Here is a 14,822-nt window from a genome sequence, read left to right as displayed (position 1 = left end):
AATTGATGGACCACCAGCAATCTTCCACACTTTCAGAAGCAGATAACAGCTCAAATGTAAATATTAATGAAATTATAAAACCATATCTGCGAAAGTGGCCTTGGTTTGTTGTAAGTGCCTTTATTGCACTTGTAATAGGCTATATTTCATTGAGATTTATGGTTCCTGTATATGACATACAGTCTACTATACTTATAAAAGATGCCAAGAACTCTTCTTCTTCTCCTGTAGGCACTGATTTAGGCGTTTTACCCGATCTATCAGGTATTGGAGGACTCAAGACGAACAGTATTGCTAATGAAATAGAAATCCTGAAGTCTAAGAAAATGATGCGGGAAGTAGTCGTTAATCAGAATCTTCAGACCAATATTTCTGCAAAAGGAAAGCTTACTACTGTGGAATTATACAAAGAAACTTCTCCCATTGAAGTGAAAGTTATTTCTGAAAAGCCGAGTAAATCTTTGAATAATGGGTTGCAATTAGCCATAGATGGAGAAAAACTTACTTTGAGTTCTGAGAAACTTCCTAAAGAGATTGTTACCACATACGGCAGAACGATTAGTCTGCCATATGCTAATATTATAATTACCAAAAATCCAAAATTTGACCCTTCTGCGGTTAAAGGAATTGATATTAAAAATCTAGAACTTTATATTTCTACCGTAGCTGCCAAAGTAAACAGTCTTCAAGGGCCCCTTAATGTGGCTTTAGCAACTAAAGACGCTACAGTATTAAAGCTTGGTTATAAATATCCACAAATTTCGAAAGCGAAAGACATATTGGATAATCTGGTTATGTCTTATAATAACGATGCAATTTCTGATAAAAACTCAGAGTCGAAAAAAACATTGGATTTTATTGAAGACAGAATCAAAAAACTATCAGGGGAACTAGGTGAGGTAGAAAATCAAAAAGAAAGTTTTAAATCAAAAAACAATCTTACAGATCTTGAAACTGAAGCCAAAATCAATTTGGAAAGCTCAGCAGCTGCAAGAGCAAAACAGATGGATGTTGACGCCCAGTTGGAATTAACAGATGCCCTTATCGGATATGTTTCCAAGCAAGGGCAATATCAGGTGCTGCCTGCCAATATAGGATTAAACAGCCCTGAAGCAGTATCTGGAATCTCTACCTATAACCAGTTAGTATTACAAAGAAACAGGCTTTTGGAATCTGCAACTCCTGAAAACCCGGCTGTAGTAGATGTTACCAAACAGATTACTTCCATGCGTTCATCCATTATGCAGAGTCTGCAAAGAAATAAGGTAGGACTTGAATTGGCTAGAAATGAATATTTGGGTGAGCAGAATAAGGTGTCTGGAAAAATTTCCAAACTTCCTTCTATCGAAAAGATGTTCAGAAGCATTGAAAGACAGCAGCAAATTAAGGAAAATCTTTATTTGCTCCTACTTCAGAAAAGAGAAGAAACAGCTATTTCTCAGTCTATTGTGGCTCCTAAGGCAAAAGTGATAGATGCAGCATATGCATCTCCCGGACCTGTATCTCCTAAAAGCAGCGTGATCCTTATTGCTGCACTTGCGATAGGCTTACTGTTACCTTTTGTTTTTATATACTTATCACAACTTCTTAATAATAAAGTAGTTACTAAGCATGATCTTGAGAAGCTAGTACATGCGCCGGTTATTGCAGAACTGCCTAGCTTAGAAAAAGGAGATCCGGATATTGTTCAGGTGAATGATATTACGCCAATGGCAGAAGCCTTCAGAATTCTTATTACCAATATGAATTTCATGCTTCCTAAAAATAAACAAGGAAAAGTGGTATTTGTTACTTCCACGGTAAAAGGGGAAGGAAAGACTTTTGCATCCGTTAATTTAGCTTTAACACTAGCTAATCCTAAGAAAAAAGCAATTATTATTGGGTCGGATATCAGAAATCCGCAGCTTCAGAGATATAATCCTGCAAGAAAAGGCTTAAAGGGACTTACAGAGTTTCTTTATTCTGATGATACGAAAACTGGGGATATTATCCACGTATCTTCATTTAATCCCAATTTGGATGTTATTTATTCAGGAATGATTCCTCCTAATCCTACAGAATTAATTTCTAATGGACGTTATGAAGTGCTTCTTGAAGAGTTAAAAACAAAGTATGATTATGTTATTTTAGATACGGCCCCATTACTTCTTGTAACAGATACATTCCTGATTTCAGAACTTGCGGATGTTACTATTTATGTATCCAGATCGAAATATACAGAGAAGGAACTTCTGGAGTTTGCTAATAATAATATTGATGCCAATAAAATCAAAAATGTTGGTTTTGTCCTTAATGATGTAAGCAATGAAAACTTAGGGTACAACAACAAATATGGTTACGGATATACACACCACAAAGAACAAACATGGTTTGAAAAACTTAAAAATAAACTTAGTTAATGATGAAAACATATAAAATAGCCGTTATTGGTCAGGGCTATGTTGGCCTTCCATTATCCCTTGAATTTGCAAGTCATTATCCTGTATTAGGATTTGATATCAATGCACTTCGTGTAGACCAACTGAATGATGGAGAAGATATCACACTGGAAGCAGATCTTGACAAGCTTAATGACGGACTTAAAAAATATAAAGAATCCAATGGAGTATTAGGATATAAAGCAACCAGCCAGTTATCTGAGATTGGTGATGCCAATGTTTTTATAGTAACAGTTCCTACTCCTATTGACAAATACAATGCTCCGGATCTTAATCCTCTGATCTCTGCATCTAAAATGTTGGGTGAGATCATTAAGAAAGATGACATTGTTATTTATGAATCTACAGTTTTCCCTGGCTGTACGGAAGAAGAATGTGTTCCTATTCTTGAAAAATATTCAGGGCTTACGTTTAATAAAGACTTTTTCGTGGGCTACTCTCCGGAAAGAATCAATCCGGGAGACAAAGTAAACACACTCACCAGTGTGAAAAAAGTAACTTCAGGATCCACCGAAGAAATCGCCGAAGAAGTAGATCAGTTATATAAAAAGATTATCACGGCCGGAACCCATAAAGCACCAAGCCTTAAAGTGGCAGAAGCTTCAAAAGCAATTGAAAATGCACAACGTGACGTTAACATCTCTTTTGTGAACGAACTTGCTTTAATTTTTGACAGGGTTGGTATTGATACTAATGACGTGCTGGAAGCTGCCGGAACAAAATATAATTTCCTTAAATATAAACCGGGATTGGTAGGAGGACACTGTATTTCAGTAGATCCTTATTACCTTGCTCATAAAGCAGAACAGCTTGGATATCATCCTGATGTAATCTTATCGGGAAGACGCGTTAATGACTCTATTGCAAAATTTGTGGCATCTAAAGTGGTAAAGCTTCTTATTGCTAAGGGAAGTATCATTAAAGATTCAAAGGCACTTATATTAGGAGTTACCTTTAAAGAAAACTGTCCGGATGTAAGAAACACCAAAGTTGTAGATATTTATAACGAGCTTAAAGATTACGGGATCAATGTAGATATCTATGATCCGTGGGCAAGCAAAGAAGAAGTAAAACATGAATACGGAATTGATATTCTGGATACTCTTCAGGAAGGAAAAAAATATGATTCACTTATCATTGCCGTTTCTCACAACGAATTCCTTGAAATGGATCTCAACACTTTGAAGAATGATAATGCAGTGGTTTTTGATACCAAAGCATGTTTAGACAGAAATTTGGTAGACGCAAGATTATAATCAAATATGAACTATGACATCATTATTGTTGGTGCAGGTCTCGTAGGACTTGCCACAGCGTACCAGGCTAAACTTAAAAATCCGGGATCCAGGATTCTGGTTCTGGAAAAAGAACAAGATGTGGCGCTGCACCAATCCGGTCACAACAGTGGAGTGATTCATAGTGGAATATACTATAAGCCGGGAAGCTTAAAGGCTAAAAACTGTATTGAAGGATACAATACCGTAATTAATTTTGCCGAGAAATATGGAATCAAATATGATCTCTGTGGGAAAATAATTGTGGCTTCATCACAGGAAGAACTTCCTCTGCTGGATAACATCTACAAAAGAGGGGTTGAGAACGGACTTCAGAATTTGCAGTATCTTTCAAGAGATGAATTCAGAGAAATAGAGCCGCATTGCGAAGGAATTAAAGCGATTAAAGTTCCTCAGACAGGAATTATAGATTATCCGGGAATTGCTGCTAAAATAAAGGAACTTTTTGAAGAACTTGGCGGAGAAGTTAAATTTAATCATGAAGTAAAAGGCATTATTGACAGTGGTTCAGAAATCATTGTAAAAGCTGGAGTTTCTGAATTTAAAGCTAAGAAATTGGTTTCCTGTGCAGGATTATATTCCGATAAGATCACCAAAATGACCAATAAGGAAAACGATGTGGTCATTATCCCCTTCAGAGGAGAATACTATAAAATAAAAGATGAAAAAAAATACCTGGTAAAACACCTTATTTACCCGGTTCCGGATCCCAGTTTCCCATTTTTGGGCGTTCATTTTACCCGAATGATTGATGGTAATATTGAGGCAGGCCCTAATGCTGTTTTAGCCTTTAAAAAAGAAGGCTATAACTTTTTTGATTTTAATTTTGAAGAAACTATGCAGACATTGATGTGGCCTGGTTTCAGAAAAATCGTAGCAAAATACGGAAAGACAGGTATGGGAGAAATGCACCGTTCTCTTTCCAAATCTGCATTTACCAAAGCATTGCAAAAGCTGATGCCAGAAATACAGGAAAGCGACCTTATTCCCGGAGGTTCCGGAGTAAGAGCTCAGGCATGTGACCGAAACGGAGGTTTGATAGATGATTTCGATATTGTGAAAAACGGAAATATTATTCACGTAAGAAATGCTCCTTCTCCTGCTGCAACTTCATGCCTTGCCATAGGAAATAAAATTAGCGGACTGATAGAAAATTAATTTCCACTTTAGATGTGGAAATCCAACACCAAAAATTAGATATGAAAATTCAAATGGTTGATCTTAAAGGTCAATACGAGAAAATAAAAACGGAAGTAGATGCCGGTATACAGGATTGTATCAATAATACGGCATTTATTAATGGGCCTGCAGTAAAAGAATTTCAGCAGGACTTCGAAAAATACCTGAATGTAAAACATGTTATTCCCTGTGCCAACGGAACAGATGCGCTGCAGATAGCTATGATGGCTCTGGATCTGAAACCGGGGGATGAAGTGATCTGCCCTGCGTTTACTTATGTTGCTACTGCCGAAGTAATAGGCCTTCTTGGACTGGTACCTGTCATGGTAGACGTGAATGAAGATACTTTTGATATTCAGCTTGATAATTTAGAACAATACCTTACTCCCAATACCAAAGCCATTGTTCCTGTTCATTTATACGGACAGAGTGCAGATATGGAGAAGATCCTTGAATTTGCAGAGAAACACAACCTCTTTGTGATTGAGGATAATGCCCAGGCTATTGGTTCCGACTATACCTTTTCAGATGGAACCGTTAAAAAAACAGGAACGATAGGACATATCGGATGTACTTCATTCTTCCCTTCAAAAAATCTTGGATGCTATGGAGATGGAGGAGCTTTGATGACAAATGATGATGAAATAGCCCTGAAAATAAGAATGATTGCCAACCACGGGCAGGAAAAAAAATACCATCATAAGGTTTTAGGATGTAATTCAAGACTGGATACTATTCAGGCAGCCGTTTTAAAAGTAAAACTTACCCGTCTGGATGAATATTCTGCAGCAAGAAATAAAATGGCGGATTATTATGACGAACATTTAGCTGGTATTTCTGAAATTACAGTTCCGGAAAGAGCCAAAAATTCTACCCATGTTTTCCATCAGTACACGCTTAAAGTGAAAAACGGTAAAAGGAATGAATTACAGAAGTATTTAGCAGAAAAAAATATTCCAAGTATGGTTTATTATCCGTTACCGCTTTACAAACAGGAAGCTTTCCAGCAGTATGTAGAGAACGGATTCAGCCTTCCGGTTACAGAAAAGCTGTGTTCAGAGGTTATTTCACTTCCTGTTCATACTGAATTTGACCAACAGGTTTTAGATTATATCATCTCAGAGATTAAAAACTATTTTAATTCATAAAAAATAAATATGTCGGATTTTTTTGCACATGAAACAGCTGTTATTGACGAAGGTTGTCAGATAGGAGCCGGAAGTAAAATTTGGCACTTTTCACATATTATGCCGGGTTGTATTTTGGGAGAGAAATGTAATATTGGACAGAATGTGGTGGTTTCCCCAAAAGTAGTTTTAGGTAACAATGTAAAAGTTCAGAATAACGTATCCATCTACGAAGGAGTTACCTGTGATGATGATGTTTTCCTCGGGCCTTCAATGGTTTTTACCAATGTAATCAACCCGAGAAGTGCTGTCAATAGGAAAAATGAATACCTGAAAACACATGTAGGAAAAGGAGCTTCAATAGGGGCCAATGCAACCATTGTATGTGGTCATAATATAGGGCAGTATGCATTCATTGGTGCCGGAGCCGTGGTTACAAAAGAAGTTCCGGATTATGCTCTAGTAGTAGGAAATCCGGCAAGACATATGGGATGGATGAGTGAATTCGGACAGCGACTTCATTTTAATAATGAAGGGATTGCGGTTTGCGAAGAAAGTGGAGAACAATACAAATTAGAAAATAATAAAGTTTCGAAAATTTAAAAAAGATACAGATGTCTGATAAAATAAGATTTGCGGTGGTAGGCTGCGGGCATATCGGAAAAAGGCATGCCGAAATGATTTCAAGAAATTCAGAGTGCGAATTGGTAGCTCTGATTGACGTAAAAGATAAATCCGCGTTGGGAATAGAAAGCTATAATGTTCCTTTTTTTGCATCGCTGGATGAGTTTCTTAATTCAGGAATAGAAGCAGATATTATCAATATTGCTTCTCCTAATGGATTTCACTTTGAGCAGGCCCATAAAGTGGTAGCTTCCGGAAAACATGTCGTGGTAGAAAAACCAATGACCCTTAATAAGCAAGACGCCGAACAACTTATTTTTCAGGCGCTTCACAAGCACAAGCAGGTATTTGCAGTAATGCAGAACCGTTATTCACCACCTTCTGCCTGGATCAAAGAAATGGTAGAAAGCGGAAAGCTTGGAAAAATATATATGGTACAGCTGAACTGCTACTGGAACCGTGACGACAGATACTACAAGCCGGAATCATGGCATGGAAAGAAAGATCTGGACGGCGGAACTCTGTTTACTCAGTTCTCGCATTTTATAGATATTATGTACTGGCTTTTCGGAGATATTACCAATATCCAGGGGAAATTTGCAGATTTCAATCATAAGAACCTTACAGATTTTGAAGATTCAGGCTTCATCAGTTTCGACTTCGTCAATGGCGGAATGGGATCTTTAAATTATTCCACTTCAGTTTGGAATCAGAACCTTGAAAGTTCAATGACGATCATTGCAGAGAATGGTGCCGTAAAAATCGGAGGGCAGTATATGGATAAAGTGGAAGTTTGTAATGTAAAAGATTACGAAATGCCTGAACTGGCACCTACCAATCCGGGTAACGACTATGGTGCCTATAAAGGATCTGCTGCGAACCACCATTACATCATCGAAAACGTTGTAGATGTATTGAAAGGCAGAAATACCATTACCACCAATGCTCTTGAAGGATTGAAAGTGGTGGATATCATTGAAAGAATTTATGCATTGAAAAAAAACGATCATTATGAGCTTTAAGAAAGTTTTAGTTTTGGCTCCCCACACAGATGATGGTGAATTAGGAGCCGGAGGATTTATTTCTAAATTGATTGAGGAAGGAGCAGAAGTTTATTATATGGCTTTTTCCACAGCTGAGGAATCTGTACCGGAAGGTTTTCCAAAAGATATTCTGAAAACTGAAGTTAGAGCCGCTACCAAAGTATTGGGGGTAAAGGATGAAAACGTTATCATCTTTAACTATCAGGTAAGAAAACTTAACTATGCAAGACAGGAAATATTAGAAGAGCTTATCCGTTTTAAGAGAATACATCAGGATATTGATCTGGTGCTGTTACCAAGTATCAACGATATTCACCAGGATCATTCCACGATAGCCAATGAAGGAATCAGAGCATTTAAAACGAAGTCAATCTTCAGCTATGAACTGATTTGGAACAACCTTTCATTTAATACACAGAGCTATATTTCCCTGGAAGAAAAGCATATCAATAAAAAAATAGATGCATTGAAAGAATATAAATCTCAAGGATTCAGAGATTATTTAAGTGCTGATTTTATCCGTTCTCTGGCAGTAGCGAGAGGAGTGCAGTTCGGAGTAAAATATGCCGAGACTTTTGAGGTAGTAAGACTTTCAATAAAATAATAAACGATGGCAATACTTACAGAAATAATTGGAAAACTTAATCCTTTACGGGTAATAGGAAATACTGAAAAGAATGTTATCAATGCTATTCAGTTAGATGCAGACAATCAAAGAGATGATGTGTTGATGTGGGTATCTCCTAAATTTGGCGACAGACTGAAAAATATTTCTAAAGGTATTATTTTATGTGGTGAGTTTCCCGAAGAATATATCAGTGAAGGTTGTACTTATCTCTTATTCGAAAACCCAAGACTGGCTTTTCAAAAAGCATTGACTGAGTTTTTTATGCCTGCTAAAAAAGTGGGTATTGCGAAAACGGCAATTATTGGAGATAATGTTACTATAGGACAGAATACCTATATTGGAGAGTATGTTGTAATAGAAGATAACTGTGCCATCGGAGATCATACAGTAATAGATCATCATACCACTCTTAAAAGTGATACGATTGTAGGGGAAAATGTTATTATCGGAGCCAATAATACGATCGGTGGAGTAGGGTTCGGATATGAAAAAGATGAAACTGGTGAGTATGTTTTCATTCCACACATTGGGAATGTAATTATTGGAAATAATGTAGAAATAGGAAATAATACCTGTATAGACAGAGCTGTACTGGGAAGTACTATTCTTATGGATAATGTAAAGGTGGATAATCTGGTACATATTGCACACGGCGTAAAAATAGGGAAGAACAGTCTTATTATTGCCAATGCAATGGTAGCCGGAAGCGTACAGATTGGAGAAAATACATGGGTAGCTCCTTCATCATCCATCCTCAATCAGAAAAAAATAGGAAATGACGTTACTATTGGCTTGTCTGCAGTAGTAGTGAAAAACGTTGAAGATGGGCAGACAGTTATAGGAAGCCCGGCAGAAGAAATTTCTCAGGTTTTGGCTAAGAAGAAGATTATGAATGAAAAATTGTTTAAATAATTTTGAGTTTTAGAAATATTATAAGCAGGATACAATCCAATGCATTCTTTAAAAATGTGGCAATACTGGCTAGTGGTACCATTATTAGCCAGGCAATTGTGGTTGCTTCTTCGCCGCTCCTCTCCAGATTATATTCTGTAGAGGCTTTTGGCCTGCTTTCTCTTTTTACAAGTTATATGGTGATTTCTGCAGTAGTTTCTACGGGAAGATTTGAACTTGCCATAGGACTGCCGGAAAAAGATACTGATGCTAAAAAAATATTTCAACTTATATTATACATTGGTTTTTTTGTTTCGGCAATATACTTGGGGATAATTACAGTACTGAAAGAGTTTTTAATTCAGTATATTGATCTTCAGATTATTAAGTATTGGTGGATTTATCTTGCACCATTCTATATATTTTTTATTGCTGTTTTTTCCGGAGCTATTTATTGGCTGCAGAGAAAAAAGATGTATAAGAAAATCACTATTGCCAATGCTATCCAGGTTATTTTTACAGCATTGTGCAGTATAGTTTTTGGCTTTTTTCACCGGACAGAAGGAATGATCATTTCACTGATATTAGGAGCTGTGATTTCAAGCTGTTATATTGTATTCACTGAAAAAGATCTGAAAAAAGATTTGTTTGTATTTACAGGGATTAAATCGGTTGCCAAGCAATACAGCTCTTTTCCCAGATACATGCTGTTTTCAGATTTATCATTAACTGCCAGCCAGCAATTTATTCCTATTTTATTTTCTGCTCTTTACAGTACTACTGTTGTAGGCTTTTTTTCTATGGCCAACAGAATGTTGAGACTTCCCAATATTGTTATAACAACAGCTATTGGAAATGTATTCAGAAATGATGCTATCGACGAAATCAGGAAAAATGGAAATTGCGAAGACCTCTATAGGTCTACATTTAAAAAATTGATAGCAATGTCTTTTCCTATTTACCTGTTCTTGTTTATAGTGTCACCTTACCTTTTTGTCATTGTATTTGGGCAAAAATGGTATGATGCCGGAGTATTTGCAAGGATTTTATCAGTTCTCTTACTCGTAGAATTTATTTCTACTCCACTTAATGTATTGTTCAATATCAGAGAAAAGCAGAAAATTTTGATGAGGCTTCAGTTTCTGAATGCAGTTTCAGGCGGTATTATGATCTTTTTAGGATTTAAAGTTTTTAATGATGCTTCGGTATCTCTTATTTTATTTACCTTAAATTCACTACTTTTTAATATTATTTTTATAGTATTATCATACAGAATCGCCAAACAAAAAACGTTTAATTTTAATTAATGAAGGAAAAAAGTTTAAAACCCGAACTTAGATTTAATTTAATTATCTCTTCTTTGATTTTCAGTGTATTGCTGGGAATCGGATTTCTTTCATATCTGGTACCCACTTGGGGATATTTTGGTTTGGATGAAGATGAACCTACTATAAAGCTGTGGGGTTTTTACATTTTTTTTGCAGTGCTGCCTTCTGTTTTTCTTCCGAAAGAAATTGTGAGACCAAGTATGTTTGGCCTTTGGATACTTTATATACTTACCTATATACCTATGATTACAGGTGCCTTTTTTGACAAAAAAATACTCTTTGATCAAAAACTTATCATCTGTTTAAGCTATTGTATAGGATTCATGTGTTTGTGTCTTTTTTATGCAGTGAAACTTTTTAAACCCAAGCCGTTCAATATTCCACATCGTCTTTTTTGGACTCTTTTTTATTTTGTGGTTTTTTCAATGCTTATCTATATTGTTTTTCTGTACAGGAACAGTTTAACATTTGTGAATATATTCTCATCCGATGAAGTATATGAAACCCGTTTTGCAGGACAGGAAATCCAGGAACAGTCTGCTTTTGCAGGGCATATCATATTATGGCTGAGTAATGCTTTTTTCCCGTTTATTTTAAGTGTAGGCCTTATTCAGAACGATAAATCAAAAAAAATAATAGGCATTGGAGGTCTTATTATTTTATATATGACTATGGCAAACAAACAGTATATTTTTTCTATTATATTAATATACCTGATTTATAGATTATTTGCATCACCGGATAAAAGGAAGATTTTCAAATTTTTAAAATTTCTTATTATACCTACGGCCTTTTTATTATTTTGTAATGAGTTTGTGGATGTTAAAATAGTTAATGATATTATTTTTGCCATTTCAGGTATTTTCCTGTTTAGAACATTATATACCAGTACCTTAATGTCTGTGTATTATAATGTGTTTTTTGAAAACCACCCACATACCTATTTTAGTCATATCTCTATTATTAATAAATTGGTGGAATACCCATACAAAGATCAGCTGGGAGTTGAAGTGGGAACCTATTTTATTGATATTGATAAATTCAATGCGAATGCTAATTTCTTTATTACAGATGGTTTGTCTTCGGTAGGATATTTGGGAGTTATTATCATTGGGATTTTCGGATCATTTGTATTCTATTTATTTGATTCATTTTCATCCAATAGTAGCAAAATTTTAGGCGTTTTGCTTATTACCGTTTCTTGTGTTGCCTTAATGAATGTATCCATGTTTACAACTTTACTCTCCGGAGGGTTATTATTTTTCATGTTTTTACTTAATAATAATAATATAATTAAAAAATAATGAAGATTCTTATGTTGTGTGAGCTCTATATAGAAAATTTAGAGTATCAGGAAAATCTTTTAGTGAAATATTATATGAAGCATGGGCATGAGGTCACTGTAATCACTTCTACCTATGAAAATGTATTTGATTACTACAATAATATCCATGATAATTCGAAGCCGGAAAAGGTATACTATGATCATGGAGCGAAAATTATAAAACTGCCTTTTAAGTTTAATTTCGGAGGCAAAATAAAGAAATACAAGAATATCACCCCTATTGTGGAAGAATTCAAACCGGATTTGCTGTATGTTCATGATATTATGCCTAATATGTTGGAGATGCTGGATTACAAAAAAAGAAATCCTCATGTAAAAATGATTATGGATTATCATGCGGACTACAGTAATTCTGGCGGAAGTTGGTTATCTGTTAATGTTCTCCATAAAATTATAAGAAGGAAAGTATATCTGGACCCTGTAAGAAAGCATATTACGAAGTTCTTCCCCATCATACCTGGAAGTGGAACTTTTTTAACAGAACTGTATGGCGTTCGTGAAGATCAGATGGAAGTCCTTCCGTTAGGTGCTGATGTAGACCGTGTTCAGGAAGTGAAGAAAAGTGGTAAGAGAACAGAAATTAGAGAACGGTATGGAATGAAGGATCACCAGAAACTAATATTTTCCGGAGGTAAATTCACCGAATTAAAAAGAATTGATCTTCTTCTGAAAGCCTTTAATGAAATTAATGATCCGGATCTTCATCTTATTATTGTAGGAGATGCAGATGCCGCCAACCAGAAATATAAGGAAGTATTATTAGCTCTTGCTGGCAATAATCCCAATATTCATTTTACAGGATGGATTAGTAATAGTGAAGTATACGAATATCTATCCGCATCAGATTTAGCTGTATTTCCTGCCAGTCAGTCAATTGTTTGGTTACAGGCTATAGCATCCGAGCTCCCTTTGATTATCGGAGATTTCGGAGGACAATCTCTCGATTATATTAATGAGTTTGGTGCGGTACTTGAAATGAAACCCAACGAGATTACTAAAGAAAATTTAATTAATCATATAAAAAGCATAACATTAGATAACCAGGCCTATAACAGGATGAAAGAAGCCTCAGTAAAAACAAGAGATAAATATTTAGACTGGAATTATTTAATTAATCGCACTTTTGTATAATTTTATACGTAAAATAAAGATCATAAATTTAAATGGAAAAAAAAGATAATTCATACCAGATTTGCACGAAAACAATAATGGATACTACAGATCCTAATATTGTTTTCAATGAAAAAGGAGAAAGTGATTATTATGTCAACTATATTGAAAGCATATTACCCACTTGGCATACCGATGAAAGAGGACTGAAAGAATTAGAGCAGGAAGCTGAAAAAATTAAAAAAGACGGTAAAAATAGAGACTTTGACTGTATTATTGGATTGAGTGGAGGGCTGGACAGTTCTTATGCAGCGTATGTTGCCAAAGAAGTGATGGGTTTACGTCCGCTTATTTTTCACGTAGATGCCGGATGGAATACAGACCGAGCGGTAAGCAATATTGAAAAACTGGTAAATGGACTTAACTTGGATCTGTATACCGAAGTAATCAACTGGGAAGAAATGAAAGATCTTCAGGTAGCATTTTTGAAATCTCAGATTGCAGATCAGGATATGCCACAGGATATTGCGTTCTTTTCAGGGCTTTATAAATTTGCCAAAAAAAATAAAATAAAATACGTTCTTACCGGTGGGAACTTTTCTACCGAATGCTGTCGGGAACCTGAAGAATGGGGGGCCTATCCGGGAATAGACAAAACTTTAATTTTGGATATTCACAAGAAATTCGGAAAAAAAGACCTTAAAACATTCCCGATTGTGGATATTATGAGCTATAAGCTGTATTACAAATATATTTTGGGAATGCAGGTGTATAAGCCTTTGAACTGTTTGCCATATATCAAAAAAGATGTTGAGCAGTTATTGTTGGACAAATACGGGTGGGAGAGTTTTCAGCACAAGCATCATGAATCAAGATTTACCAGATTCTTTGAGGATTATTGGATGCCTAGAAAGTTCGGATACCAGAAAAGAAAAGCTCATTTTTCCAGTTTAATTCTTACGGGGCAGATGACAAGAGAAGAAGCTTTGGAAAGAGTTTCTAAACCTGAACTTTCTGAAGAATTTTTACTAAAAGAGTTCGAATATGTAGCCAATAAGTTGGATCTTACTACAGATGAGCTTCAGAAAATATTTGAAGGTGAAAACAAAACCTACAAGGACTATAAAAATAAAAGATCATTAATTGGAATTGGGGCCCAGACCATGAGAAAATTAGGTCTTGAAAAAAGATTATTCAGATGATAACGATTATTGATTATGGTGTTGGAAATATCAATGCCTTTGTTAATGTATACAAAAGAGTTGATGTTCCGGTAAAAATAGCCAAAACTAGGGAAGATCTGGAAGGAGCACAAAAGCTTATACTTCCAGGGGTAGGGCACTTCGATCACGCTATGACCCAGCTGAATAATTCTGGAATGAGAGATAAGTTGGATGATCTTGTGCTTGGCCAAAACATTCCCGTTATCGGAATATGTGTAGGAATGCAGATGATGGCCAATAATAGTGATGAGGGAAAATTAGATGGTTTAAAATGGATTGATGCTTCTGTTAAAAAATTCGACGAAACAAAAATTCATCAGATAACAAGACTTCCTCATATGGGATGGAATGATGTAAAACCGGTTAAAGATCTTGAACTGTTTAAAGGATTGGAAAATGATTCCATCTTTTATTTTCTGCATACCTATTATTTCCACTGTAACAATCAGGAAGATATTATGGCTATTACGGACTATGGAGGTGAATTTGCTTCGGCGGCTCACCATGACAATAAGTACGGAATACAGTTTCATCCCGAAAAAAGCCACCATTATGGTGAAATTTTATTACACAACTTTGCAAAATTATAAT

Annotated in this window: 13 protein-coding genes; all 13 read left to right on the top strand. The window is 35.6% G+C overall.

Annotated features, from left to right (window positions below):
- The first annotated feature begins 5 nt into the window (after positions 1-5).
- Genes ACM46_RS06760 through hisH form a run of 13 tightly spaced genes read left to right on the top strand, consistent with a single transcriptional unit; the run spans position 6 to position 14,821 of the window.
- On the top strand, positions 6-2,399 hold the full coding sequence (locus ACM46_RS06760; protein ID WP_048505876.1) for a GumC family protein: 2,394 nt from the start codon (positions 6-8) through the stop codon (positions 2,397-2,399).
- On the top strand, positions 2,399-3,694 hold the full coding sequence (locus tag ACM46_RS06755) for a nucleotide sugar dehydrogenase (protein WP_048505875.1): 1,296 nt from the start codon (positions 2,399-2,401) through the stop codon (positions 3,692-3,694). The genes ACM46_RS06760 and ACM46_RS06755 overlap by 1 nt, the downstream gene beginning before the upstream one ends.
- 6 nt (positions 3,695-3,700) lie before the next feature.
- Entirely contained in the window at positions 3,701-4,891 is a 1,191-nt protein-coding gene (gene lhgO / locus ACM46_RS06750; protein WP_048505874.1) for an L-2-hydroxyglutarate oxidase, read from the top strand.
- 41 nt (positions 4,892-4,932) lie between these two features.
- Positions 4,933-6,060 carry a DegT/DnrJ/EryC1/StrS family aminotransferase gene (locus ACM46_RS06745; protein ID WP_048505873.1) on the top strand — a complete coding sequence of 376 codons (1,128 nt, stop codon included), beginning with the start codon at positions 4,933-4,935 and terminating at the stop codon, positions 6,058-6,060.
- A gap of 9 nt (positions 6,061-6,069) precedes the next feature.
- Positions 6,070-6,642: an acyltransferase gene (locus tag ACM46_RS23095; protein ID WP_048505872.1), complete on the top strand. Its 573-nt coding sequence runs from the start codon at positions 6,070-6,072 to the stop codon at positions 6,640-6,642.
- Positions 6,643-6,653: 11 nt separating this feature from the next.
- Positions 6,654-7,685, top strand: coding sequence for a Gfo/Idh/MocA family protein (locus ACM46_RS06735; RefSeq protein ID WP_048505871.1), 1,032 nt, complete (start codon positions 6,654-6,656; stop codon positions 7,683-7,685).
- Positions 7,675-8,310: a PIG-L deacetylase family protein gene (locus ACM46_RS06730; RefSeq protein ID WP_241485974.1), complete on the top strand. Its 636-nt coding sequence runs from the start codon at positions 7,675-7,677 to the stop codon at positions 8,308-8,310. Before ACM46_RS06735 ends, ACM46_RS06730 begins: the two co-directional genes overlap by 11 nt.
- A gap of 6 nt (positions 8,311-8,316) precedes the next feature.
- Entirely contained in the window at positions 8,317-9,246 is a 930-nt protein-coding gene (locus ACM46_RS06725; protein WP_048505869.1) for a UDP-3-O-(3-hydroxymyristoyl)glucosamine N-acyltransferase, read from the top strand.
- A 2-nt stretch (positions 9,247-9,248) separates the two neighbouring features.
- A complete protein-coding gene (locus ACM46_RS06720) occupies positions 9,249-10,532 on the top strand; it encodes a lipopolysaccharide biosynthesis protein (RefSeq protein ID WP_048505868.1) in 1,284 nt (427 codons plus the stop codon).
- Positions 10,532-11,857: a hypothetical protein gene (locus tag ACM46_RS06715; RefSeq protein WP_048505867.1), complete on the top strand. Its 1,326-nt coding sequence runs from the start codon at positions 10,532-10,534 to the stop codon at positions 11,855-11,857. Before ACM46_RS06720 ends, ACM46_RS06715 begins: the two co-directional genes overlap by 1 nt.
- Positions 11,857-13,029, top strand: a complete 1,173-nt coding sequence (locus tag ACM46_RS06710; RefSeq protein WP_048505866.1) for a glycosyltransferase family 4 protein — start codon at positions 11,857-11,859, stop codon at positions 13,027-13,029. Before ACM46_RS06715 ends, ACM46_RS06710 begins: the two co-directional genes overlap by 1 nt.
- 32 nt (positions 13,030-13,061) lie before the next feature.
- Positions 13,062-14,210 (top strand): N-acetyl sugar amidotransferase, encoded by a 1,149-nt coding sequence (locus ACM46_RS06705; protein WP_048505865.1) that lies wholly within the window; start codon positions 13,062-13,064, stop codon positions 14,208-14,210.
- The gene (hisH, locus tag ACM46_RS06700; protein ID WP_048505864.1) at positions 14,207-14,821 is read left to right on the top strand and encodes an imidazole glycerol phosphate synthase subunit HisH; all 615 of its coding nucleotides are present in this window, start codon (positions 14,207-14,209) and stop codon (positions 14,819-14,821) included. The genes ACM46_RS06705 and hisH overlap by 4 nt, the downstream gene beginning before the upstream one ends.
- Position 14,822: the final 1 nt, after the last annotated feature.

The sequence above is a fragment of the Chryseobacterium angstadtii genome (genome assembly GCF_001045465.1).
Classification (GTDB): Bacteria; Bacteroidota; Bacteroidia; order Flavobacteriales; family Weeksellaceae; genus Chryseobacterium; species Chryseobacterium angstadtii.
This window is presented reverse-complemented; position numbering and strand designations above follow the sequence as displayed.

Excerpts from the sequence above, each read along its gene's own strand:
- ACM46_RS06760 (WP_048505876.1), top strand. The coding sequence starts at position 6 with ATGGACCACCAGCAATCTTCCACACTTTCAGAAGCAGATAACAGCTCA.
- ACM46_RS06755 (WP_048505875.1), top strand. The coding sequence starts at position 2,399 with ATGATGAAAACATATAAAATAGCCGTTATTGGTCAGGGCTATGTTGGC.
- lhgO (WP_048505874.1), top strand. The coding sequence starts at position 3,701 with ATGAACTATGACATCATTATTGTTGGTGCAGGTCTCGTAGGACTTGCC.
- ACM46_RS06745 (WP_048505873.1), top strand. The coding sequence starts at position 4,933 with ATGAAAATTCAAATGGTTGATCTTAAAGGTCAATACGAGAAAATAAAA.
- ACM46_RS23095 (WP_048505872.1), top strand. The coding sequence starts at position 6,070 with ATGTCGGATTTTTTTGCACATGAAACAGCTGTTATTGACGAAGGTTGT.
- ACM46_RS06735 (WP_048505871.1), top strand. The coding sequence starts at position 6,654 with ATGTCTGATAAAATAAGATTTGCGGTGGTAGGCTGCGGGCATATCGGA.
- ACM46_RS06730 (WP_241485974.1), top strand. The coding sequence starts at position 7,675 with ATGAGCTTTAAGAAAGTTTTAGTTTTGGCTCCCCACACAGATGATGGT.
- ACM46_RS06725 (WP_048505869.1), top strand. The coding sequence starts at position 8,317 with ATGGCAATACTTACAGAAATAATTGGAAAACTTAATCCTTTACGGGTA.
- ACM46_RS06715 (WP_048505867.1), top strand. The coding sequence starts at position 10,532 with ATGAAGGAAAAAAGTTTAAAACCCGAACTTAGATTTAATTTAATTATC.
- ACM46_RS06710 (WP_048505866.1), top strand. The coding sequence starts at position 11,857 with ATGAAGATTCTTATGTTGTGTGAGCTCTATATAGAAAATTTAGAGTAT.
- ACM46_RS06705 (WP_048505865.1), top strand. The coding sequence starts at position 13,062 with ATGGAAAAAAAAGATAATTCATACCAGATTTGCACGAAAACAATAATG.
- hisH (WP_048505864.1), top strand. The coding sequence starts at position 14,207 with ATGATAACGATTATTGATTATGGTGTTGGAAATATCAATGCCTTTGTT.